Here is a 21,609-nt window from a genome sequence, read left to right as displayed (position 1 = left end):
CCGTGCCGACGACCATCGGGGACCTCCCCCATTTCACCCTGGGCGCCTGCCGTGGGCTGCATGCACTGTGCAGTCAACGCCGCTAAACTGACGTCATGGCCGTGTCGGTGACCATCCGCAACGTCCCCGAGGAGACCCGGGACGTGTTGGCTGCCCGGGCTGCCCGCGCGGGTCAGTCGCTCCAGGAGTACGTGCGAGGACAGCTGACGGCGCTCGCCCGGCGACCGGATCCCGATGAGCTGTGGGATCGGGTGGCCGAGCGGGTCCGGGCGACCGGCACCCGGTTGCCGGCGGACGCGATCCTCGAGGCCAGGGATGCCGACCGGTCGTGACCCTGGTCGTCGATGCGTCCGTCGTGGTCGCAGCGCTCGTCGACGACGGGAGCGACGGGGGATGGGCGCGGGCGTTGCTGCGGGGCGAGGACCTCACCGCACCGACCCACATGCAGATCCAGGCATCGAACGTCCTGCGCCGAGCGGTGCTGGCCGGCCGGCTCGGTGTCGATGCCGCATCACTCGCACACCTCGACCTGACGCGGATGAGCGTCAGGTCGTTCGGCTTTGACCCGCTGGCGACCCGGATCTGGGAGCTCCACCCGGCGGTGACCGCCTACGACGCCGCGTACGTGGCCCTGGCCGAGGAGCTCGCCGTCCCCCTGGTGACGCTGGACCGCCGCCTCGCCCGGGCCAGTGGTCCGACCTGCCCGTTCCTGCTCCCGGACTGAAGAAGGACCTCGTCCTCCTCACCGGAGAAGGACCCCGTCCTCCCCACCCTTCGTCGAAGGACCCCCTGCTCCCCACCACTCGCAAGCTCGCGGCGGGACCCTGCAGGGGGCCAGCGGGAACCTGGACGGGGCCGCGGAGAGTCCCTGGACGAGGCCGGCCCGGGGCCGGCACGGTCACGGGGCGGTCAGCAGCCCGGACTCCGGCCGCACCAGCCGGCCGCCGTCCAGCACCCGGGTCAGCGCGGCCTGCAGCAGCGGCGTGAGGGACGGCGTCCGGCGGCGGTAGCCGAAGACCTCGGCGGTGCGCACGAACAGCTCGTCCTCGGCCAGCTCCCCGGTGGCGCGGCACAGCGCGACCATGGCGTTGCCGACCTCCTCGGGTGCGACGTGCTCCAGCGGCCGGTCGGCGCCGGCCGCCTGGCGGCGGAAGCCGGTCCAGCCGGCCCGGTCCAGCGTCGAGGGCCACACGAAGTCGCCGTCGACCACGCCGTCGGGGAGCAGCCCCAGCAGCGCGTCCCGGCGGCCCTCGTCGACCCGCGAGAGCCCGAAGGCGCCGGCCGCGATCCGCACCAGCCGGTCGCGGTGCACGGGGCCCTCGGCCTTGAGGCCGGCGGTGAGCACCCGCCGGACGGTGCGCGCCGCCCGCGGGTCGTCGAGCGAGTCCAGCGCCTTGCGCTCCAGGCCGCCCTTCGGCGTCCACGGCGCGAAGGGGGTCTCGCCGTCCAGCTCCGGGGCGGCGGGCTTCCGCGGCGCACGCCGGGCCGGCCCGGCGGCCGGTGCGGCCGTCGGCTCCTCGACGACGGTCTCCCCGGAGGACGCCACCACGGGCTCGGGGACGGTCTCCACGACGGCCGGCGGCGCGGCACGCAGCGGCAGGATCGCGCGGACCTCGGACGCCGGCGGCTCGGCGGGCGCGGGCAGCGGCGGCACCTCCGCCATCGGCTCGGGGTCCTCCTCGACCACGGGCGCCGGAGCGGCCGGCGCCGCCGCGGTCGCGGGCACCGCCGCCACCGCGGCGACCAGCCGGTCGAGCACCGCCTCGCGGTCGCGCAGCCAGGCGGGCAGCCACACCCGCTCGACGGCGGGCCAGCCGAGCATCCCCGACAGCACCTCGACCGGCAGGCCGTCGCGGTCCCCGACGGTGCGCCGCCGGGCCCACGCCGGACCGTCGAGCAGCACGGCCAGGCCCGGCTCGTCCGGGGTCCCGGCGTGCGCCACCGACAGGTCGACGCGGAAATCCGAGAGGCCGACGTCGGTGCGCACGCTCAGGCCCCGGTCGCGCAGCGCCGCCGCGATCTCCTCGCGGTGCCGGTCGGGGACGGCGACCGGCCGGGCGTCGCGCGGCAGCGCGTCGGTGCCCAGCGCGGCCAGGTCGAGGTAGGCGCGCAGGTGCTTCACGCCGACCGACGAGGTCTGCTCGGCGCGCAGCTGCGCCGGGTCGAAGGAGGAGAAGACGACGACCTGCCGCCGGGCGCGGGTCACCGCGACGTTGAGCCGCCGCTCACCGCCGACCCGGTTGAGCGGACCGAAGTTCAGCGGCAGCACGCCGCGGTCGTCGACGCTGAAGCCGGTGGAGAAGAGCACGACGTCGCGCTCGTCGCCCTGCACGTTCTCCAGGTTCTTGACGAACAACCCCTCGCCGTCGGTGCGGTCCAGCGCCTCGACCAGGCGCTCGTCGCCGGCGTCGCGCAGCAGGCCCTCCAGATAGGTCCGCTGCTGGGCGTTGAAGGTGACCACGCCGATCGAGGGCAGGGTGTCCGGCGAGGCGTCGAAGCGGCGGCGCACCTCCGCGACGACGGCCTTGGCCTCCATCGGGTTGGTGCGCAGCAGCCGCCCGGCGCCGGTGCGGTGGAAGGTGCCGTCGACCCGCACCAGGGAGATGCCGCGGCCGTCGACGTCCGCCGAGGGCCGGCCGTGGGTGGGCGCGGGGAACGAGGAGAGCCGGTTGTCGTAGTAGTTGGCGTTGCTGAACGCGATGAGCGACTCGTCCTGGCTGCGGTAGTGCCAGGACAGCCACTGCCGCGGCACGCGGGCCTGCACGCACTCGGAGAGGATCGACTCCTCGTCCTCCACCGCGGTGCCCAGCAGCTCCACCGCGTCGTCCTCGGCGACGCCGTAGGTCGGCTCGGCGAAGGACGTCGGCGGCATCTGCCGGCTGTCCCCGACGACGACGGCGGCCTTGGCGCGGCCGAGCGCGCCGACCGCGTCGGCCACCCGGATCTGCGAGGCCTCGTCGAAGACGACCAGGTCGAACAGACCGGCCTCGGCGGGGAAGAAGCGGGCCACCGAGTCCGGGCTGACCAGCACGCACGGCATCACGGTGGTGACCAGCCGGCCGTACCGGGCCAGCAGCGCGCGCACGCCCAGCCCACCCCGCGCCTTGGCCAGCTCCCGCTGCAGGACGCCGACCTCCTCGTCTGCGGCAACGGACGGCCGGGCCGCGAGCACGGCGGCCGGCAGCGCCGACCGCAGGCGCGCGCGCACCGCCCGGGACGCGGCGGTGAAGCGGGTGATCGCCCGCTCGTGCGCGTCGGCGTCGAAGTCGTCGAGACCCGAGGCGTCGCGGCGCTCGGCGACCGAGGCCCGGGCCAGCCCCCGCTCGAAGGCGCGGACGGCGTCCTCGGCGGGCAGCTCGCCGGTGACCAGCAGCGCCCGGGCCTCGTGCAGCCCGGCGGCGCGCAGCGGCTCGAGGGTGTCGACGAGGTCGGCCCACCGGCGCAGCGACATCAGCCCGGTGTGCTCGACACCGCGCTCGGGCCTGGTCATCTGCCAGCGCAGCACCAGGCCGTCGTCCCCGGCCCACTCGGCCAGCCGCCGCGGGTTGCTGCGGCACACGCGCAGCAGCGCGGTGACCGCGTCGCGCAGCCGGGCGACGGCGGCGCCGGCGACGAGGTCGGGGCCCTCGCCCTGCACGACCCAGCGGCGCAGCGCGACGGCGAACTCGCTGGCGCTGTCGGTGGCCCGGCCGGCCCGCTCCAGCCACTCGACCTGGCCGACCAGCAGCTCGGGCTCGGCCAGCGGGTTCCAGGTGGGCGGCACGGCCAGCCCCGGGATCACCGAAGCGCGGGCGACGATGCCCTGGGCGGCGGTCTGCAGCCGCCACAGCTGCGCCACCAGCTCGGGGACGTCACCGAGCTTGACCGCAACGCCCGGCCGCAGCACCGGCCGCAGCTGGTCGCGGACGGCCTTCAGCCCGGCCCGGCGGGCCATGAACCGGCCGGCCTGCGCGGTCTGCGCGGCGACGTACAGGTCGGCCAGACGCAGCTCCAGGGCAGCCGGCGTGGCCAGCTCCAGGCCGGGGTGGACGGCGCCGCTGAACGCGGCGACCTCGCCGAGCACGGTCGTCGTCGCCACGTTCCAGCGCTCGGTCGGCACCTCGTCGAGGACGTCGAGGGTCGTCGCCGGGCCGCCGAGCAGGTGGGCGAGCGCGTCGAGGTCCGCGGGCGTGCGGACCTCGCGCAGGGCGCGGGCCAGGTGCGGCTCGCTCGGCAGGTCGCGGACGGCCTGGTCGACGGCGGCCGCGGTCTGCTGCGCGGCCAGCAGGTCGACCTGCGCGGTGTCGACGAAGGCCCAGGCGTGCCGCGGCGAGGGGCGCACCATGTCCGCGATGTCGGGCAGCAGCGCCAGCGCGCGGCGCACCGCGGTCAGCGTCTCCGGGGACGCGACGGCGACGAACGCGGGGGAGACCGGCAGCGTCGGGACGTCGTCGCGCATCGCCAGCACCGCCGTCCGCGCCGTGTAGTACGACAGCCCGGCGGCGTTCCGGGCGTGCAGCCGGCCGGCGTAGCGGGCCAGGGTGCGGCGGGCCGAGTGGAGGTCGTCGGAGTCGGCGTCCATCTCCTCGTCGGCGGAGCCCTCGGCGTCCACGGCGACCGCGTGCTCCAGCGCCGCCTGCACCTGGGCGCGCACCACCGATGCCTTGGCGCCCCTGTCGTGCAGGTCGAGGACGAACGGGCCCATGCCGACGGCCTCGAGCCGCCGCGCGACGACGTCGAGCGCCGCGCGCTTCTCGGCGACGAACAGCACCCGCTTGCCGTCGGCGACCGCGCGGGTGAGCAGGTTGGTGATGGTCTGCGACTTGCCGGTGCCGGGCGGGCCCTCGAGCACGAAGGTGCGCCCGGCGGCGGCCTCGGCGACCGCGCGCAGCTGCGAGGCGTCGGCGGGCACCGGGCAGGCCGCGGCCAGCTCGTCGAGGTCGGTGGCGCCGGCGGTGTCGGGGGCCGGGTCGGCGAAGGCCTCGGTCGGCCGGTGCACGAGGTGGTGCACCAGCGGGCTGGCGGTGAGGTCGGCCCAGTGCTCGTCGAGGTCCTTCCAGAGCCGGTACTTGGCGAACTGGAGGACGGCGAGGTCGGCGGTCGGCTCGACGCGGTGGGGGAGGCCGGCGTCGGCCAGCGCCTGGCGCATCACCTGCAGGGCCTCGTCCAGGTCGATGCCGGCGCCGTCGTCCGTGGGTTCGGTCAGCCCGGGGACGGACAGGCCGTGCACCTGGCGCAGCTTCTCCAGCAGGCAGTGGTTCGGCGTGCTGGACCCGGTGTCGTCGAGGGCCAGCCGGTAGACGCCGTTGCGGCTGGTCGGGGTCAGCGTGACCGGCACCAGCGCCAGCGGGGAGCGCAGCGGCCGGCCGTCGAGCTCCCACACCAGGCTCCCCAGGGCCAGGTACAGGTTGTTGGCGCCGGTCTCCTCGCGCACGGTCTTGGCCCGGTAGGCGAGGTTGCGCAGCCGCGGCAGGTAGCCACCCTCGCTGACCTCGGCGTGCACCGCCCGGCGCTCGACGAGGAGCTCGGCGAGCTGCGCGGCCGACAGGTCGCGGGCCGAGGACAGTCCGCGCTCGCGGTGCACGGCGGCGATGCGGTCGCTCGGCAGCAGCTGGACGGCGGTGCCGCTGTGCAGCAGGTCCTCGAGCGCGGCCAGGTGCGTCGCGGGGACGGTCAGCGGCAGGCCGGCGCGCTCGCTGTAGTTGATCAGCCGGTTGCGCAGCGAGAGGTCCAGCAGGCTGTTCTTCCACTGCTGCACGCGCGCCGGGATCTCCGGGCGGCCGGGCTGGTCCCCTCGTCCGCCCGGCGCCGCCGGCCGCTCGATCGGACGTGCGGCGACGCTGTGCACCGCCGGGCGGTACTCGAACACCTGCACCGCGCCGTCCCGGCCACGGGTGCGGGCCGGCAGCGGCACGATGCCGTCGCGGCGGGCCCGGTGGACGTCGGTGACGCCGAGGACCCGGTCGAGGTCACCGGCGCCCGCCAGCCAGGCGCTGTAGGCCGCGCCGTGCAGGTCGGCGTCGGCGGAGCCCCGGCTGGTCAGCAGCGTGGTCTCCACCAGCCGGATCAGGCCGAGGTCGACGAGGTTGACCAGCGGTGCGACGTCGGTGGTGGCGACGCTCTCGGCGCTGCGCTCCTCGCGCCAGTAGCCGAGGAACGCGTGACCTTCGGCGACCCACAGCAGCGGGCGGATGCCGGCCTGCTCCAGGGCGGCGGCCAGGGTGACCACGGTGTCCAGGCAGGTGCCGACCCGCCCGTCGAGGACGTCGCCGGGGGTGCGCACCTTCTGCCCGACGTCGGACCAGGAGGCCGGGGGCTCGGTGTAGCGGACGGCGCGGCGGCGCATCGCCTCGGTGAGCGCCGCGACGATCTCGTCGACCCGCTCGGGGCCGGACTGGTAGCCCTGCACCGACCCGCTCCCGGTGCGCTGTTCGAGCAGGTCGGCGGCCTCGCCGATGAGCGTGGTCACCGTCGGGTGGTTGGGGAGGACGTGCGCGGCGAGCATCTCCAGCGCCAGCGGCACGGGGGCGGCCAGCCACTGGTTGGCGGCGAGCACCTGCACCGGGACGGCGGTGCCGCCGACGTCCTCGCCGTCCACCAGCAGGTCGATCTCGATCGAGCCGGGCCGCTGCTCCTCGATCTGCAGCATCGCCGCGGGGTCCATGACCAGGCCGACGTCGTTGAGCACGGTGGTCTGGCCCGCGTCGAGGTCGACGAGCAGCTCGACCGGGGTGCCGATCGGGCCCTCGGCGTCGCGCACGCCGAGCCGCACGGTCGCTCCGCGCACCGCGCCGCCGTGGTTGGTGAACGCCAGCCGGGAGACCACGGGGACGCGGTTGTGCGCCAGCGCGTAGCTGAGCACCGGCGCCGAGGTCGCCTGGATCGCCACGGCCGGCCGGCTGCTCGGGTCGGCGGTCCGGACCTGCGTGGTGCTCATGGCGTCCTGTCTACCGGTCCGGACGGACCGGTCCCCTCAGGCTGCAGAGGCGTCTGGGATGGGTGTGACGGGTGGGGCGGGACTGGAGAAGGACCCTCCTGCCCCCCACCGCTCGCAGGCTCGCGGCGGGACCCTGCAGGAGGGCCGGGCCAGGGGCACCTGCGGAGGGTCACGACGGCGCGGCCGGGCGCCGATGAGGGCCGCTACTGGTCGGCGTGGGCGCCTCGCCCTGACCCGACTCCGGTGGTGTGCGACTGCGGCGTGTCCTGCCCCCGGGACCGCGCCGCAGCCGCACACCACCGGCTGCACCCGACTCCCCGGTCCCGGGCGTGCGGGCGCCGATGAGGGCCGGCCTCCCGCGGTTGCGACCGGGCGGCGCCGTGCCCCAGGTTGCTGGCATGGCAGATGTGCAGCGCCGGGAGTCGGGACTGGTCGTCGAGGAGCGCGGGCACGTCCGGGTGCTCACCCTGGACCGGCCGGAGCGCCGGAACGCGCTGTCCTTAGCGCTGCAGGCCGACCTGGTCGAGGAGCTGCTGCGCTGCGCCGAGGACGGGAACGTCCGCGCGGTCGTCCTGGCCGCCAACGGGCCGGCCTTCTGCGCCGGCTTCGACCTCACGGAGATCCGCGAGCAGGACCTCCGCGGCGAGCGGTTCCGCCCGCCGATGAACCGGCCCACCCGGGCCCTCTTCGAGGTGGTCACCGAGACGCCGGTGCCGATCGTCGCGGCGATCGCCGGCGCCGCGGTCGCCGGCGGCTTCGAGCTGGCCCTGGCCTGCGACCTCCGCGTCGCCGCGCCGGGCGTCCCCATGGGGCTGCCCGAGGCGAAGATCGGCATGGGCGCCAACTTCGGCTCCGTCGTCCTGCCCAAGCGCATCCCGATGGGCATCGCCCTGGAGCTCCTCTACACCGGCGAGTACGTGACCAGCGAGGTCGCCGAGCGGTGGGGGCTGGTCAACCGCCTCGTGCCGGCGGACGACGTCCTGCCCACGGCACTCGGGCTCGCCGAGAAGATCGCCGCCAACGCACCGGTCTCGGTCCGCCGCATGAAGGAGACCGCGGTCAAGGCCCTCGAGCTGCCGCTGTGGCAGGCCCTGCGTCTGGACGTCGGGCCGAACCCGTACCTGTCCGAGGACCGCAAGGAGGGCATCGCCGCCCGGCTGGAGAAGCGCCCGCCGCGGTGGACCGGGCGCTGATCCGGCTCTGCGCTCCCGCTGCGGCACGGGTGGGCGGCAGGTGACTCCCGGGAGGCTCGTGCTCTGCCCACGGTGGTGGGCAGAGCACGAGTGCCACGGGGGAAGTGCTTGCCGGGTGCCGCGGGCTCTGCTCCCTCCGGTGAGCAGAGCCGGGGCATGCAGCATGAGGGGGCGGCCTCGGGCTCTGCTCGTCCCGGGGCAGGGCGCGAGGCGGAGTGGGGGACGGGATGCCGAGGACGAGTGCGGGGCTGCTGCTCTACCGGCGGCATCACGAGCGCGGCGTCGAGGTGCTGGTCGGGCACATGGGCGGCCCGTTCTGGGCGCGCAAGGACGCCGGCGCCTGGTCGATCCCCAAGGGCGAGCACGGCGCCGACGAGGAGCCGCGGGACGTCGCGCTGCGCGAGTTCGCCGAGGAGATGGGCACCCCGGCGCCCGTCACCGACCTCGTCCCGCTGGGTGAGGTCCGGCAGTCGGGCGGCAAGCGGCTCACCGCCTGGGCCGCGGAGGGGGACCTCGACGCGGCGGCCGCGGTCAGCAACACCTTCACCCTCGAGTGGCCGCCGCGCTCGGGCCGCCTGCAGGAGTTCCCCGAGATCGACCGCGCCGCGTGGATGCCGCTCGACGAGGCGCGGGAGAAGCTGGTCAGGGGCCAGGTGCCGCTCCTGGACCGGCTGCTGGACCTGCTGCGCTGAGCGGTTGGCAACGGTCCTGCGACAGCTCGTCCCACCCGTCCCATCCCACGCCGCGGGAGGTCCGCACCTGGCAGGGTGCCGCCGAGCGAAGTCGCCGGACTTCCCGGGAGCGAGGAGGACGCCGGTGTCGGCGTGTGCGAAGTGCGGAGCGGCCCGTCAGCAGGGCCGGTTCTGCGTCGGCTGCGGCGCGGTGGTCCCGCCGTCCCCGTCCCCGTCGTCCCGGCCGCGGTCGCCGCTGGCCGACGAGCTGACCCAGCCGGTGCTGCGGCTGGAGCGCCCCGGCAAGCCCGCTGTCCCCGCGCGCTGAGCGCCGGCCGTCCGGGGCGCGGCACAGGCGGCCCGGGCGGGGGGCGCCGAGTCGACACGTCGACATGTCGTGACGCGGTTCACAGCAAGCAATGCGCTTGCAGGAGTTAGCAGAGGGCGGATGCCGGGCAATACTCCAGAAGTCAGGTCATCCCCGATTTTTGGAGTTCTTCTCGCTATGGCCGACAACGCCAAGATCATCAACCAGCTCCGCGCCCTCGTGCTGCTGACCCAGACCGAGGAGCAGGTCGCTCGGACCCGCATCTCTCAGGCCCGCACCGAGGCCGTGCGCCGGGAGCTGACCCAGAACGCCGACAACGCCGCCGAGCGGACCCAGGCCATCACCGACCAGCTGCGCGCCATCGGTGGCGTGCCGGACGTCGTGACCCCGGCCGTGGGCCGCCTCTCCGCCGTCCTCAAGGCCGGCTTCGAGCAGGCCGAGCCGCTCGAGGAGGCCCTGCTGCAGGACCTCAATCTGGAGCACCAGCTGCTCGACCGCGCCACCTACCTCAAGGTGCTCGCCGAGCAGGCCGAGCTGCCGAAGGTCCGCCAGCTCGCCGAGCGGCTGATCACCGCGCACAAGGCCACCGTCGAGTGGCTGACCGTCGTCCTGGCCGAGGAGGCCCTCGGTGGCCCGGCCGCGCTGCAGGCCACCGCGCTGCAGCGGGTCGCCGGCACCGCCGCCCGCGCCGCCAACGCCCCGGTCCGCTTTTGGGCCAACCGGGTCAACGAGGTCGTCGAGTCGGTGCACCAGCGCCGCGAGCAGGCCGGTGAGCGGCTGAACGAGGCGACCGACAAGGCCTCCTCCTTCACCGACGCCGTCCGCGAGACGCTGACCGTCGGCCGCAGCGCCGCGCTGCGCCGGGCCGAGCGGATCGCCCGTCGCGAGGGCAACAAGGACGCCGCCAACGCCGCCAAGGCCGCCCGCGAGGAGCTCGGCGACGTCAGCGCCGACGAGCTGCCGATCAAGGGCTACGACTCGCTGTCGACCCAGGACGCCATCAAGGCGGTCAAGGAGCTCAAGAGCGCCCACGACGTCCGGGTGATCATCCGCTACGAGGAGACCCACAAGAAGCGGACCAGCATCGTGAACGCCGCGCAGACCCAGGTCGCCGCGCTGGCCAAGGAGGCCGTGGGCGTCGACAGCTGACGTCGCACACCCCTCACGAGGGCCCGCTCCCGCTCGGGGGCGGGCCCTCGCGCCGTCCGGGCGAGCCCATGACGTGCACGGGCGGGCGCGGTCGGTCGGGGCTCGCTGGATCGGGGAGATCTCGGTCGCACCGTGTTTGACCTGCGGACCGGGTCGGGGATGGGATGCCGCATGAGCATCACGCCCGACACCCTCGAGCAGGAGTTCTCCCTGACGACGGCTGTCACCCGCCTGGACTTCCTGGCCCGGCGGGACAGCGGGGAGACCACGCTGAACACCGCGGAGGACGTCGACGCCGACGACTGGACCTCGTTCCGGTCGGCCACCACGTCGCTCGACGTCCCCGAGTCGCTGGAGCTGCTCGCGCTCGGTGAGGTCGTGGCGCGAAAGGCCCGGGACAGCCAGCTGACCGGGTTCCGCGCCGCCCTGCGCGGCGGTGCCTCTTGGGAGCAGATCGCCGAGGCGCTCGGCATCCGGCCCGAGGAGGCGTGGACCCGCTACCACCAGCTCATCGAGCGCCACGAGCGCGCCCGCGTGCTCGACACCGACGCGGCCGCGGCCGCCCGCGAGCTCGCCGGCACCCGCCCGAGCTGACGAAGGACCCTCCCGCCCCCGCCTCTCGCAGCAGGAGGACCCCCCCTCCCCTTGGAGGACCCCCTTGCCCCCCGCCACTCGCAAGCGCGCGGCGGACCCTGCAAGAGGGCCATCAGCGCTCGGGGCGGTGCCCTGGACGGGGGCGGGGCCCGGCAGGGGGGCTGTTCCGGCAGTCACTCGGCGCGCACGCACCGGTTCCGCTGCGGCGGCCGATCCGCTGCACTGGCCCTGCCGGCGTCGTCCGCGGCAGCTGCCACGGAGACGTCGGCGCGCGAGTGCCCGAGCAACCGTCGAGGAGGAACGCGATGAGCGCAGCCACGGAGACCGGCGACGTCACCGGCACCAAGGACAAGGACTACAACCTCATCTGGTTCACCGAGCAGTGCCTGAGCAATGCCCTGCGGCTGGAGACCTACGTCCAGGACGCGGAACGGGACGGTGACAACGAGCTCGCCGACCTGTTCCGCAAGGCGCAGAGCGACAGCCGCAAGGGGGCCGAGCAGGGCAAGGCGCTGCTGCGCTCGCGCATGAGCGGCTGAGGTCCCGCGGTGGGGGCCGGGACCGGACGTCGTCCGGCCCCGGCCCCTCTCGTCCGTCGAGGTGACCGTCCCGCCCGGCCAGGACGACGCGCGACCGGGCAGCCTGTCCCGGAGCCGGCGCCGGGCAGCCGCTGGAGGTGCCGGACGACTGCTCCGGGCTCCTCCGGCGGGGAGAAGTCGACGTACTCGCAGTCGGTCAGCGCCTCGGGCCCGTGGCCGGCCGCCCAAGGGAACGCCTGCCCCGCCTCGTCCGGAACTCGACCCCGTCGCCCTCCATCGCCACGGGGAGGTCGGTGCGCGCGATGGTCTGCACGACGCCTCCCCGAGCTGTCACGGCGCGATGTTCTGGTTGAGGCGGAACAGGTTGCCCGGGTCCCAGGCCCGCTTGACCTCGCGCAGCCGCTCGTAGTTCGCGCCGTAGTTCTCGGCGACCTTCCCCGCGTCGTCGGCCGAGGCGAAGTTGGTGTAGCCCCCGGCCTGGGAGTGCGGCGCGATCGCCGCGTGGTAGTCGCGGACCCAGCGGGTGTTCGCCTCGTTGTCGGCCGGGTCGGGCCACATCCCGGCGATCACCGTCGCGAAGTGGGCGTCGCGGTGGCCGAAGGCAGTGGCGTCGGGTGCCACGTCGTGCACTGCCCCGTTGATCGGGTAGATGTGCATGGTCGAGTTGACCACCGGGACCCGGGCGCCGTGCTCGACGTGCGCGGCGATCGCCTCGTCGGTCAGCTCGGTGACGAACGCGGCCTTCCAGTAGTGCTGCAGCCCGGGCGGGACCAGCGGGTCGAAGGCGCTGTTGAGCGCCGGGTAGGGCATCGGCCCGACGTGCTCGGCCACCGGTGCGGCGACCTCGCGCAGACCGGCGATGATCCGCTCGCCCTCCTCCGCGGAGCCGTTGTAACAGGAGACGACCGCCACGAACGGCTCACCGACCCGGGCCTCCGGCACGAACGGCAGCGGCGGGGCGATCTGGAACGCCGGGAAGCCGCCGTACTCGCGGGGTGCCTCCCGGATGAACTCGCGGTAGAAGGTCAGCACCGCAGGCGCGTCGGCCAGCTCGAAGAACACGGGCCCGCCGTAGATCTGGTCCACCGGGTGCAGCCGGTAGGTGAAGCGAGTGACGACGCCGAAGTTGCCGCCGCCGCCGCGCAGCGCCCAGAACAGGTCCGCGTTCTCGTCCTCGTCGGCGGTCACCACCCGGCCGTCGGCGGTCACCACCTCGGCGGCGACCAGGTTGTCGCAGGACAGACCCGCGCCGCGGGACAGGTAGCCGATGCCGCCACCGAGGGTCAGCCCGCCGATGCCGGTGGTCGAGATGATCCCGCCGGTCGTGGCCTGCCCGGAGGCGGCGGTCGCGTCATTGAACCGGCCCCACGTCGTCCCGCCGCCGGCGGACGCCGTCCGGGCGGCCGGGTCGACGTCCACGGCCTGCATCACCGACAGGTCGACGACGACCGCGTCGTCCGCCGTGCCGAAGCCGGGCACGGAGTGCCCGCCGCCGCGGACGGCGACCGCGCGACCGGTCTCCGTCGCGTACCGGACCGCGGCCACCACGTCGTCGGTACCGGCGCACCGGATGACCACGTGCGGCCGGGCGTCGATCATGGCGTTGTAGACGTGCCGCGCCTCCTCGTAGTCCGGGTCCCCGGGCCGGATCACCTGGCCCCGGAAGCGGTCGGCGAGCGTGCCTGGCACCTGCGTGGTCATGGCCCCTCCAGCGGTCGTCCGGAACGATGGACGACGCCGGCGGGGGCGCGGGGTCCGGCCGGCAGCGCGGTCACCGGCCCGGGGGCTGCGGCTGTCGCTGCGGGCCCGGCGCAGCCCCCGTCGTCGCCGGCCGGGGCCGACCGTAGTGAGGCCGCACCCCCGCGGACAGGGCCCATCGACCGTGGTGCCGGGCCCGCAGCGCGGCCGGTAACGGCCCTGCTCCCGCTGGCCCCCTGCAGGGTCCCGCCGCGAGCCTGCGAGTGGTGGGGGGCAGGGGGTCCTTTCTCAGCGGTGCAGCAGCGCGAAGGTCGCGACGGCGTGCGCCACGGCCTCGCCGTCCTGCTCGACGTCGGCCTCGCAGACGGTGAGGTGCTTCCCGCGGGTGCGGACCCGGCCGGTCACGACGAGCGGTCCGGGGCTGCCCGGGCGCAGGTAGGTGACGGTGAGCTGGCTGGTGGCCGGCACCTCACCCTCCCCGGTGGTGGTGCGCACCGCCTGGCCCATGGCGGTGTCGACCAGCGTGGCGAGCACACCGCCGTGCAGCGTGCCCGCCGGGTTGAGGTGCTCCTCGCGCACCTCGAAGGCGATCCGCGCGCCGCCGTCGTCGGCGTCCTCCACCTGGGCGCCGATCCGCTGTGCGAAGCCCCCGGGGCCCGTCTGCTCGCTCATGTCGCGGCGCTACCCGCAGGGGCGCCGTCCGACTCACCGGCCGGGTCGTGCCGGAGGCTCCGGGCCCAGAGCGGGTCTGACGGATCTCCAGCCTCGGTAGCGCCGACCAGACGGCGCTCCACTACGTTCGAAGGGCCGTCGGATGCGAACCGGTATCCGAAGGCCCTCGGCCTTGCGGAGCAACCACCTGGTCGGCGCTCCCATCGGCATGGATCCGTCAGACACGCCCCAGCGTCGGGGCGTCACCGCCGGCCGGCGCCGGCGCCGCCCGGAGGGAGCAGGCGTGACCGCACCGCAGGAGACGCTGGACCGGTGGGCCGACGGCGAGCGGCTGTTCGCCACGGCGCTCGGCAGGCTGACCGACGAGGAGTTCGACCGGCCCTCGCTGTGCTCGGGTTGGGACCGGCGGCACGTGGTGGCCCACGTCGTCCGCAACGCCGACGCGCTGGGCAACCTGCTGACCTGGGCGCGCACCGGCGAGGAGACGCCGATGTACCCCTCGCGCGAGGCCCGGGAGGCCGGCATCACCGAGACCGCCGCGCTGGACGCGTCTCAGTTGCGCACCGAGCACGTCGCCGCGGCCGCCCGGTTCGCCGACGCCGTCCGCGGGCTCCCCGGCCCGGCGTGGGGAGCGATCGTGCGCACCATGCAGGGCCGGGAGGTGCCCGCCTCGGAGGTGCCGTGGATGCGCTGCGTCGAGGTGGTCGTGCACGCCGTCGACCTCGACGCCGGCGTGGGCTTCGCCGACGCCGCCGAGGAGGTCCAGGCGGCGATCTGCGAGCAGGTGCTCGGCACGTGGGCGCGGCGCGGCGAGACACCGGACGTCGTCGTCTTCGCCGGCGACCGGGAGTGGGGGAGCGGCGCGGTGGCCGTCTCCGGCCCGCTGCCGGCGGTCACCGGCTGGCTCACCGGGCGCAGCCGGGGCGAGGAGCTGACGGCGGACGGCGACCTGCCGGAGCTGCCGCGCTGGCTCTGACGGGCCGTTCCGAGAAAGATCTCCCGACCGTGTCGATCCGGGTCGTGCCCGTTCGACGTGGAGGTGGGGGACGGTGGACCGCCGGCCGACCGGGCCGCGACCGCTCCCGCCCGAGGAGGGACCCGAGATGCGCTTCATGGTGATCGTCAAGGCCGACCAGGACACCGAGAACGGCGCGATGCCGACCGAGCAGGAGCTCGCCGAGATGGGCGCCTACAACGAGGAGCTGGTCCGGGCCGGCGTCATGCTCGCCGGCGAGGGCCTGCACCCCAGCTCCCGCGGCTTCCGGGTCCGCTACGACGCCGACGGGAAGAGCACCGTGGTCGACGGCCCGTTCACCGAGACCAAGGAGCTGATCGCCGGCTTCTGGATCCTGCAGGTCACCTCGCGCGAGGAGGTCGAGCAGTGGGTGCGGCGGGCGCCGTTCCGGCAGGGCGAGATCGAGGTCCGGCAGGTCTTCGAGACCGACGACTTCGGCGACGCGATGACCCCCGAGCTGCGCGAGCAGGAGGACCGGATGCGGGCCACCGTCGAGCAGCAGCAGAACCGGTGAAGGTGGCGGGCGGGGCGGCGGGAAGCTGTCGGACGACGACGCACCGGGTCGTCGAGGCCGTGTGGCGGATCGAGTCCGCCAAGCTCGTCGCCGCCCTCGCCCGGGTCACCGGGGACGTCGGCCTGGCCGAGGAGCTGGCCCAGGACGCGCTGGTGGCGGCGCTGGAGCGGTGGCCGGAGACGGGCGTCCCCGACAAGCCGGCGGCCTGGCTGATGGCCACCGCCAAGCACCGGTCGGTCGACGTCTTCCGGCGTGCCGAGCGGCTGGAGCGCAAGACCGCGCTGCTGGGCCGCGAGCTGGTCGAGGCCGAGGAGCCCGACTGGGCCGCGGCGCTGGACGAGGTGGTCGAGGACGACCTGCTGCGGCTGGTGTTCACCGCCTGCCACCCGGTGCTCTCCCGCGAGGCCCGGGTGGCGCTGACCCTCCGGTTGCTCGGTGGGCTCACCACCGCCGAGATCGCTCGGGCCTTCCTCGTCCTGGAGTCGACCGTCGCCCAGCGGATCGTCCGCGCCAAGCGCACCCTCGCCGCGGCGCACGTGCCCTTCGAGCTGCCCACCGCCGCCGACCTCCCGGCCCGGCTCGCCTCGGTGCTCGAGGTTGTCTACCTCGTCTTCAACGAGGGCTACGCGGCGACCGCCGGCCGGGACTGGACCCGGCCGGAGCTGTGCTCGGAGGCGCTGCGGCTCGGCCGCGTCCTCGCCGAGCTGACGCCGCGGGAGCCCGAGGTGCACGGCCTGGTGGCCCTGATGGAGCTGCAGGCCTCCCGGATCCGGGCCCGCACCAGCCCGGACGGCGCCCCGGTCCTGCTCCTGGACCAGGACCGCGCCCGTTGGGACCACGTCCTCGTCGGCCGCGGGCTGGCAGCGCTGCGCCGGGCCGAGGGGACCGGCGCGGGCCTGGGGCCCTACGGGCTGCAGGCCGCGATCGCCGCCTGCCACGCCCGCGCCCGCACGGCGGAGGAGACCGATTGGGTGCGCATCGCCGCCATCTACGAGGCACTGGCCGAGCTCGCGCCGTCCCCGGTGGTCGAGCTCAACCGCGCCGTCGCCGTCTCCCGGGCCTACGGTCCGGCCGCCGGCCTGGCCATCGTCGACGTGCTGACCGCCGTCCCCGCGCTGCGCGGTTACCACCTGCTGCCCGCCGCCCGGGGCGACCTGCTGCTCCAGCTCGGCCGGACGGCGGAGGCGCGGGCGGAGTTCGAGCAGGCCGCCGGCCTCACCCGCAACGAGCGCGAGCGCACCCTGCTGCTCGACCGTGCTGCCGGGTGCGCGCCCGGGTGAGGACCGGGGCGGAACGCACGGGGTCCCCGAGGGGCTGCACCACGCACAGCTGGCCATGCCGCGGGACGAGGAGGAGGCCGCGCGGGCCTGCGGCGCCGGCGTGCAGCCGGCCTGACGGCGGGGCGGCCCGTTCCAGTGGGTGGTTGCCCGCCCACCGGTGGTAACAGAACCTCGTGGTCTCGTACAGTGACGGTGTCCGGCGTCACGGGGGCGCCGGACACCCCCACGTCGCAGCCGATCGTCCGGTTGCCTTGCGCGGTCGGCGGGGTACCGGGGACGGGCCCGCCCGCCCCCGAGCCTCCGGAGTGGTCCGTGGACCCGACCGACCCGCCCGTGCCCGAACTGCAGACCATGCCGCTGGGCCTCTACGACGTGGTGCAGTTCGCGATCCTCGGCGCGGGGTTCGCGCTGCTGGCCTACTTCCTGTACTCGCTGACCAGCCGCGACGAGGTGTCGGCCCGGTACCGGCCCTCGTCGTACGCAGCCCTCTGCCTGGCCGCGGTCGCGACGGTGGCCTACCTGCTCCTCTACCTCGACTGGGACAGCGGCTTCCGGCTCGAGGACGGCGTGTACGTGCCGAACGAGGAGGCGCGGACCACGGAGAGCACCCGCTACATCGACTGGTCGATCACGGTGCCGCTGCTGACCGTCGAGCTGCTGGCCGTCTGCTCACTGACCGGGGCGGCGGCACGCCGGCTGCGCTCCAGCACCATGGCCGCGGCCTTCCTGATGATCGTCACCGGCTACCTCGGGGCGCAGGTGCTCGACCAGGGGCGCGACCGGGTCGCCCTGGTCGTGTGGGGGCTGATCAGCACCGCGTTCTTCGCCTACCTGTACGTGGCGCTGATCGGCGCGGTGCGCCGGTCGCTGCCGACGATGGGTCCCGAGGCGGCCGTGAGCCTCCGGAACGCGACGATCGTGCTGCTCAGCAGCTTCGGCATCTACCCGCTGGTCTACGCGGTCCCCGTCTTCGCCGACGTCACCCCCGCGTGGTTCACCGCCATGCAGGTCGGCTACTCGGCGGCCGACGTCGTGGCCAAGATCGGCTTCGGCGTCCTCGTGCACAAGGTCGCCAAGCTGCGCACCGCCGAGGACGTCGCAGCCGGGGTCGACACGCACCCCGAACCGGTGTGGTCGAGCAACGTCCACAAGAGCGACGGCGTGCTCCCCGAGGTCGGGCGGATCGCCCCGGCCCTGCTCGACCGGCTCGGCACCTCCCCGGGACGTGAGGTCCTCCGCCGGTCCGACGCGGTTCCGGGCGCAGCCGGCCGCCGCCGCGAGGACACCTGAGGGAGGACCTCGCGCCTCCACCGGCCCCCTGCAGGGGCCCGCCGCGAGCGTGCGAGCGGTGGGGGGCAGGGGGCCCTTCTTCAGGGCAGCCGGGCGAGCAGTGCGCGGGCGAACGTCTCGGCCGCCGGGTCGACGGGTCCGTGCGCCGCGGCCCGCAGCCAGGCCCCCAGCGGTGCGGCCAGCGCGGGTGAGAGCGCCGCGATCCACGCACCGGTCCCCGCCCGCGCCTCGGCCACGTGCTCGGTGCCGCCGTCCGGGGAGTGCGCGACCACCTCGGGGCGGGTCGCCAGCAGTCCCCCGGCCCGCCAGTCGCCGGGCGTCGTCCGGGCGGCGAGGGCCTCCAGCCGGTCGGCCGCCGTCCGCAGCAGGAGAAGGGCCCCGTCCTCCTCCTGAAGGACCCCCTTGCCCCCCACCACTCGCACGCTCGCGGCGGGACCCTGCAAGGGGGCCGGCAGAGGCTCGCGGCGAGCCTCTGGACGGGGCCGCCACGGTGAGGCAGGCGGGTCCCCGGCCGTCGGCTCGCGGCGCATCGGGACGTGCGGGATGCCGTCCTCGACGTAGCCGGGGCCGCTGCGGCGGAACCCGAAGCGCTCGTACCAGCCCTCCAGGTGGGCCTGGGCGCCCAGCGTGATCGGGACGCCGTCGCACAGTGCGATCCCGGCCTCGATCAGCCGGGCCGACAGCCCCTGGCCGCGGTGCACGGCCGCGGTCGCGACCCGGCCGATGGCGCGCGTGTCCCCATCGTCGAGCACGCGGATCGTCGCGGCGGCGCCGCCCTCGCCGTCCTCGAACCACAGGTGCACCGTGGCCGGCTCGAGGTCCCGGCCGTCCAGCTCCGGGTAGGCGCACTGCTGCTCGACGACGAAGACGTCGACCCGCAGCCGGCACAGCCCGTAGACCTCGGCGCCGGTGAGCTCGGCGAAGCGGGCCGTGCGCATGCGGAGCGGTGCAGCGGTCATGCGGTAGTTGTAGCCGGTCGGGCCTGCCCGCCCCGCCGCGACCCGTGGTACACCTTCAAGTCAGGTGTGCCTAACCTGTCCTCCGGAGGACGCCGCCTCACGGGGCGGTCCCGCCGGGCACGGGGCCCGGCGATCCCGTCGGCGAGGAGGCCCACGTGCTCGGAGGAACAAGACTGGGGCGGAGCACCGCCGCGGCGCTCACCGCCCTGGTGGCGGCCGGGGCGCTCGCCGGTTGTGGCGGGGGCGACGCGGAGGCCGCGGAGACGCTCACGGTCTACAGCGCCCAGCACGAGAGCCTGGTGCGCACGATGCTCGAGGGCTTCACCGAGGAGACCGGCATCGCGCTGGAGTTCCGCGACGCCAACGACGCGGAACTGGCCAACCAGATCGTGCAGGAGGGCGAGGCCAGCCCGGCCGACGTCTTCCTCACCGAGAACAGCCCCTCGATCGACGTCCTCGACCGCGAGGGCCTGCTCGCCCCGCTGGACCAGTCGACGCTGGACCAGGTCGGCGCGCAGTACCGGCCCTCCTCGGGCAACTGGACCGGCTTCGCCGCCCGCTCCACCGTGCTGGTGCACAACCCCGCGCAGCTGCCCCAGGACCAGCTGCCGGCGTCGATCCTCGACCTCGCGAACCCGGAGTGGCAGGGCCGCATCGGTATCGCGGCGGGCGGTGCGGACTTCCAGGCGATCGTGGCCGGGGTCCTGGCGCTGCGCGGGGAGGAGGCGACCCGGGCCTGGCTGGAGGGGCTGGAGCGCAACGCCAACGTGTACCCCAGCAACAGCGCGGTGATGGTCGCCGCCGACGAGGGCGAGATCGACGCCGGCGTCATGTACCACTACTACTTCTACCGGGACCGCGCCGAGAACGGCCTGAAGAGCGACGACGCCGAGCTGCACTTCTTCCGCAACTCCGACCCGGGCGCCTTCCTCAGCATCTCCGGCGCCGGCGTCCTGGCCTCGTCCGACCAGCCCGAGCAGGCCCAGCGACTGGTCGCCTACCTGACCTCGCCGCCGGCGCAGCAGCGGCTGGCCGAGAGCACGGCACTGGAGTACGCCGTCGGCAACGACGTCCCCTCCGCGGAGGCGCTGCCGCCGCTGGCGGAGCTGCAGGCGCCGCAGGTCGACCCGGGCTCCCTCGACCAGCAGCGGGTCACCGAGCTGATGCAGGACGTGGGGCTGCTCTGAGCGCTTCCGCGTCGCCGGCCGCCGCGCCCGGGACGGCGGCCCGGCCGTCCGTCCCGGGCCGGTCGCGCACGCGCCGCGCCCCGATGACGCTGCTGCTCGCGGCGGCGGTCGCGCTGCTCGCGCTGCTGCCGCTCGGCTTCGTCGTCGCGGGGATGGCGGACGTCGGCTGGGCCGGCGTGCGGGAGCTGGTGTTCCGCCCGCGGGTGGCCGAGCTGCTGGGGAACACGGCACGGCTGGTCGGCGGCACGGTGCTGCTGTGCGCCGTCCTCGGCGTGGGCGCGGCCTGGCTGGTGGAGCGCTCGGCGCTGCCGGGACGGCGGGTCTGGCACGTGCTGCTGGTGGCGCCGCTGGCCGTGCCGGCGTTCGTGAACAGCTACGCCTGGATCTCGCTGCTGCCGGGGCTGGACACCTACGGCGGCGCGCTGCTGGTCGTGACGCTGTCCTACTTCCCCTTCGTCTACCTGCCGGTGGTCGCCGCCTTCCGCGGCCTGGACCCGGCGCTGGAGGACACCGCCCGCGGGCTGGGGCTCTCCGGCCCCGCCGTGTTCCGGCGGGTGCAGCTGCCGCAGCTGCGGGTGGCGCTGCTCGGCGGCTCGCTGCTCGTCGCGCTGCACGTGCTGGCCGAGTTCGGCGCGCTGCAGATGCTGCGCTACCCGACCTTCACCACCGCCATCTACGACCAGTACCGCGCCACCTTCAACGGGCCGGGCGCGACCGCGCTGGCCGGCGTCCTGATGCTGCTGTGCCTGGGGCTGCTGCTGGCCGAGCTGCGGCTCCGTGGACGTCGTGGCTACGCCCGCACCGGAGCCGGGGTGGCGCGCGCCGGGCGGCCGGTCCGGCTCGGTGCCCTCGCCGGCCCCGCGCTGCTGGCCCTGGGCGGGCTGGTCGCGCTGTCGCTGGCCGTGCCGCTGGGCAGCCTCGCGCTGTGGATGGTCCGCGGCTCGTCCACGGCGCTGGACCGGTCCGCGCTGCTGGAGACCACGGGGACCACGCTGGGGCTGGCCGCGGTCGCAGCAGCCGTCACCACCGCGATGGCGCTGCCGACCGGCTGGCTCGCCGTCCGCGCCCGCGGCCGGCTGGCCACCCTGCTGGAGCGCAGCACCTACCTCGGCAGCTCGGTGCCGGCGATCGTCATCGCCCTCGCGCTGGTCACCGTCTCCCTCGAGGTGACCCCGTGGGTCTACCAGACGGTGCCGGTGCTGCTGGCCGCCTACGCGATCCTGTTCCTGCCCCGCGCGATCGTCACGGTGCGCGCCGCCGTCGAGCAGGCGCCGCCGCTCTACGACGACGTCGCCGCCTCGCTGGGTTCCTCACCGGTGGACCGGCTGCGCCGGATCACGCTGCCGCTGCTGGCGCCGGGCCTCGGCGCGGGCGCGGCGCTGGTGTTCCTCGCGGTGGTCACCGAGCTCACCGCCACGCTGCTCCTCGCACCGATCGGCACCACGACGCTGGCCACCGCCTTCTGGTCGGCCAGCAGCGCGCTGGAGTACGGCGCCGCCGCCCCGTACGCGGTCGTCATGGTGCTGCTGTCGGCGCCGGCCACCGTGCTGCTCTCCCGCGACGCCCGGCGAGGGCTGACGACGTGACCACCCGACCTCCCTCCC

Annotated in this window: 18 protein-coding genes; 14 read left to right on the top strand and 4 right to left on the bottom strand. The window is 75.2% G+C overall.

All coding sequences use genetic code 11. The features are described 5' to 3' along the window. The first annotated feature begins 95 nt into the window (after window positions 1-95). Window positions 96-332 carry a FitA-like ribbon-helix-helix domain-containing protein gene (locus GOBS_RS17910; protein WP_012949676.1) on the top strand — a complete coding sequence of 79 codons (237 nt, stop codon included), beginning with the start codon at window positions 96-98 and terminating at the stop codon, window positions 330-332. After that, window positions 329-724: a type II toxin-antitoxin system VapC family toxin gene (locus GOBS_RS17905; RefSeq protein WP_012949675.1), complete on the top strand. Its 396-nt coding sequence runs from the start codon at window positions 329-331 to the stop codon at window positions 722-724. Before GOBS_RS17910 ends, GOBS_RS17905 begins: the two co-directional genes overlap by 4 nt. Before the next feature lie 174 nt (window positions 725-898). Here GOBS_RS17905 and GOBS_RS17900 read toward each other — a convergent pair whose 3' ends face one another. Next, the gene (locus tag GOBS_RS17900; RefSeq protein ID WP_012949674.1) at window positions 899-6,916 is read right to left on the bottom strand and encodes a DUF4011 domain-containing protein; all 6,018 of its coding nucleotides are present in this window, start codon (window positions 6,914-6,916) and stop codon (window positions 899-901) included. 398 nt (window positions 6,917-7,314) lie between these two features. Between GOBS_RS17900 and GOBS_RS17895 the strand changes: the two genes are divergently transcribed. The 6 genes from GOBS_RS17895 to GOBS_RS17870 all read left to right on the top strand — a co-directional run bounded on the left by GOBS_RS17895 (window position 7,315) and on the right by GOBS_RS17870 (window position 11,390). After that, entirely contained in the window at window positions 7,315-8,109 is a 795-nt protein-coding gene (locus GOBS_RS17895; RefSeq protein ID WP_012949673.1) for an enoyl-CoA hydratase/isomerase family protein, read from the top strand. Window positions 8,110-8,336: 227 nt separating this feature from the next. Next, window positions 8,337-8,801 carry an NUDIX hydrolase gene (locus tag GOBS_RS17890; protein WP_012949672.1) on the top strand — a complete coding sequence of 155 codons (465 nt, stop codon included), beginning with the start codon at window positions 8,337-8,339 and terminating at the stop codon, window positions 8,799-8,801. A 124-nt stretch (window positions 8,802-8,925) separates the two neighbouring features. Further along, the gene (locus tag GOBS_RS17885) at window positions 8,926-9,108 is read left to right on the top strand and encodes a hypothetical protein (RefSeq protein WP_012949671.1); all 183 of its coding nucleotides are present in this window, start codon (window positions 8,926-8,928) and stop codon (window positions 9,106-9,108) included. A gap of 177 nt (window positions 9,109-9,285) precedes the next feature. Beyond that, a complete protein-coding gene (locus tag GOBS_RS17880; protein ID WP_012949670.1) occupies window positions 9,286-10,257 on the top strand; it encodes a hypothetical protein in 972 nt (323 codons plus the stop codon). Between the two features lie 171 nt (window positions 10,258-10,428). Continuing rightward, on the top strand, window positions 10,429-10,851 hold the full coding sequence (locus GOBS_RS17875) for a hypothetical protein (RefSeq protein WP_012949669.1): 423 nt from the start codon (window positions 10,429-10,431) through the stop codon (window positions 10,849-10,851). Between the two features lie 305 nt (window positions 10,852-11,156). Beyond that, window positions 11,157-11,390 (top strand): hypothetical protein, encoded by a 234-nt coding sequence (locus tag GOBS_RS17870; RefSeq protein WP_012949668.1) that lies wholly within the window; start codon window positions 11,157-11,159, stop codon window positions 11,388-11,390. Between the two features lie 330 nt (window positions 11,391-11,720). Here the strand turns inward: GOBS_RS17870 and GOBS_RS17865 are convergent, their stop codons facing one another. Both GOBS_RS17865 and GOBS_RS17860 read right to left on the bottom strand, forming a co-directional pair. Continuing rightward, the gene (locus GOBS_RS17865; protein WP_012949667.1) at window positions 11,721-13,091 is read right to left on the bottom strand and encodes an FAD-binding oxidoreductase; all 1,371 of its coding nucleotides are present in this window, start codon (window positions 13,089-13,091) and stop codon (window positions 11,721-11,723) included. 285 nt (window positions 13,092-13,376) lie between these two features. Continuing rightward, entirely contained in the window at window positions 13,377-13,760 is a 384-nt protein-coding gene (locus tag GOBS_RS17860; protein ID WP_012949666.1) for a PaaI family thioesterase, read from the bottom strand. Window positions 13,761-14,043: 283 nt separating this feature from the next. Between GOBS_RS17860 and GOBS_RS17855 the strand changes: the two genes are divergently transcribed. From GOBS_RS17855 to GOBS_RS17840, 4 genes are all read left to right on the top strand, one after another. Then, complete coding sequence (locus tag GOBS_RS17855) at window positions 14,044-14,736, top strand: maleylpyruvate isomerase family mycothiol-dependent enzyme (protein ID WP_012949665.1); 693 nt, start codon at window positions 14,044-14,046, stop codon at window positions 14,734-14,736. Between the two features lie 127 nt (window positions 14,737-14,863). Then, window positions 14,864-15,289, top strand: coding sequence for a YciI family protein (locus tag GOBS_RS17850; protein ID WP_012949664.1), 426 nt, complete (start codon window positions 14,864-14,866; stop codon window positions 15,287-15,289). After that, window positions 15,286-16,569: an RNA polymerase sigma factor gene (locus tag GOBS_RS17845; protein WP_012949663.1), complete on the top strand. Its 1,284-nt coding sequence runs from the start codon at window positions 15,286-15,288 to the stop codon at window positions 16,567-16,569. The genes GOBS_RS17850 and GOBS_RS17845 overlap by 4 nt, the downstream gene beginning before the upstream one ends. Before the next feature lie 312 nt (window positions 16,570-16,881). Continuing rightward, window positions 16,882-17,859, top strand: coding sequence for a bacteriorhodopsin (locus tag GOBS_RS17840; protein ID WP_208104316.1), 978 nt, complete (start codon window positions 16,882-16,884; stop codon window positions 17,857-17,859). 80 nt (window positions 17,860-17,939) lie between these two features. Here the strand turns inward: GOBS_RS17840 and GOBS_RS28940 are convergent, their stop codons facing one another. Continuing rightward, window positions 17,940-18,818 carry a GNAT family N-acetyltransferase gene (locus GOBS_RS28940; RefSeq protein WP_243697532.1) on the bottom strand — a complete coding sequence of 293 codons (879 nt, stop codon included), beginning with the start codon at window positions 18,816-18,818 and terminating at the stop codon, window positions 17,940-17,942. Between the two features lie 155 nt (window positions 18,819-18,973). On the opposite strand from GOBS_RS28940, the gene GOBS_RS17830 reads away from it, so the two are divergent. Further along, window positions 18,974-20,005 (top strand): iron ABC transporter substrate-binding protein, encoded by a 1,032-nt coding sequence (locus GOBS_RS17830; RefSeq protein ID WP_012949660.1) that lies wholly within the window; start codon window positions 18,974-18,976, stop codon window positions 20,003-20,005. An 83-nt stretch (window positions 20,006-20,088) separates the two neighbouring features. Then, window positions 20,089-21,591 carry an ABC transporter permease gene (locus GOBS_RS17825; protein WP_012949659.1) on the top strand — a complete coding sequence of 501 codons (1,503 nt, stop codon included), beginning with the start codon at window positions 20,089-20,091 and terminating at the stop codon, window positions 21,589-21,591. Window positions 21,592-21,609 lie beyond the last annotated feature (18 nt).

Source organism: Geodermatophilus obscurus DSM 43160 (assembly GCF_000025345.1).
GTDB classification, from domain to species: Bacteria; Actinomycetota; Actinomycetes; order Mycobacteriales; family Geodermatophilaceae; genus Geodermatophilus; species Geodermatophilus obscurus.
Note: the sequence above shows the minus strand (reverse complement) of the source record. Positions and strands in the feature narration are given on the sequence as shown.

Bases quoted from the DNA above. Each gene is read 5' to 3' on its own strand.
- GOBS_RS17860 (WP_012949666.1), bottom strand. From the start codon at position 13,760: ATGAGCGAGCAGACGGGCCCCGGGGGCTTCGCACAGCGGATCGGCGCC.
- GOBS_RS17880 (WP_012949670.1), top strand. From the start codon at position 9,286: ATGGCCGACAACGCCAAGATCATCAACCAGCTCCGCGCCCTCGTGCTG.
- GOBS_RS17870 (WP_012949668.1), top strand. From the start codon at position 11,157: ATGAGCGCAGCCACGGAGACCGGCGACGTCACCGGCACCAAGGACAAG.
- GOBS_RS17890 (WP_012949672.1), top strand. From the start codon at position 8,337: ATGCCGAGGACGAGTGCGGGGCTGCTGCTCTACCGGCGGCATCACGAG.
- GOBS_RS17910 (WP_012949676.1), top strand. From the start codon at position 96: ATGGCCGTGTCGGTGACCATCCGCAACGTCCCCGAGGAGACCCGGGAC.
- GOBS_RS28940 (WP_243697532.1), bottom strand. From the start codon at position 18,818: ATGACCGCTGCACCGCTCCGCATGCGCACGGCCCGCTTCGCCGAGCTC.
- GOBS_RS17850 (WP_012949664.1), top strand. From the start codon at position 14,864: ATGCGCTTCATGGTGATCGTCAAGGCCGACCAGGACACCGAGAACGGC.
- GOBS_RS17895 (WP_012949673.1), top strand. From the start codon at position 7,315: ATGGCAGATGTGCAGCGCCGGGAGTCGGGACTGGTCGTCGAGGAGCGC.
- GOBS_RS17865 (WP_012949667.1), bottom strand. From the start codon at position 13,091: ATGACCACGCAGGTGCCAGGCACGCTCGCCGACCGCTTCCGGGGCCAG.
- GOBS_RS17875 (WP_012949669.1), top strand. From the start codon at position 10,429: ATGAGCATCACGCCCGACACCCTCGAGCAGGAGTTCTCCCTGACGACG.
- GOBS_RS17825 (WP_012949659.1), top strand. From the start codon at position 20,089: ATGACGCTGCTGCTCGCGGCGGCGGTCGCGCTGCTCGCGCTGCTGCCG.
- GOBS_RS17900 (WP_012949674.1), bottom strand. From the start codon at position 6,916: ATGAGCACCACGCAGGTCCGGACCGCCGACCCGAGCAGCCGGCCGGCC.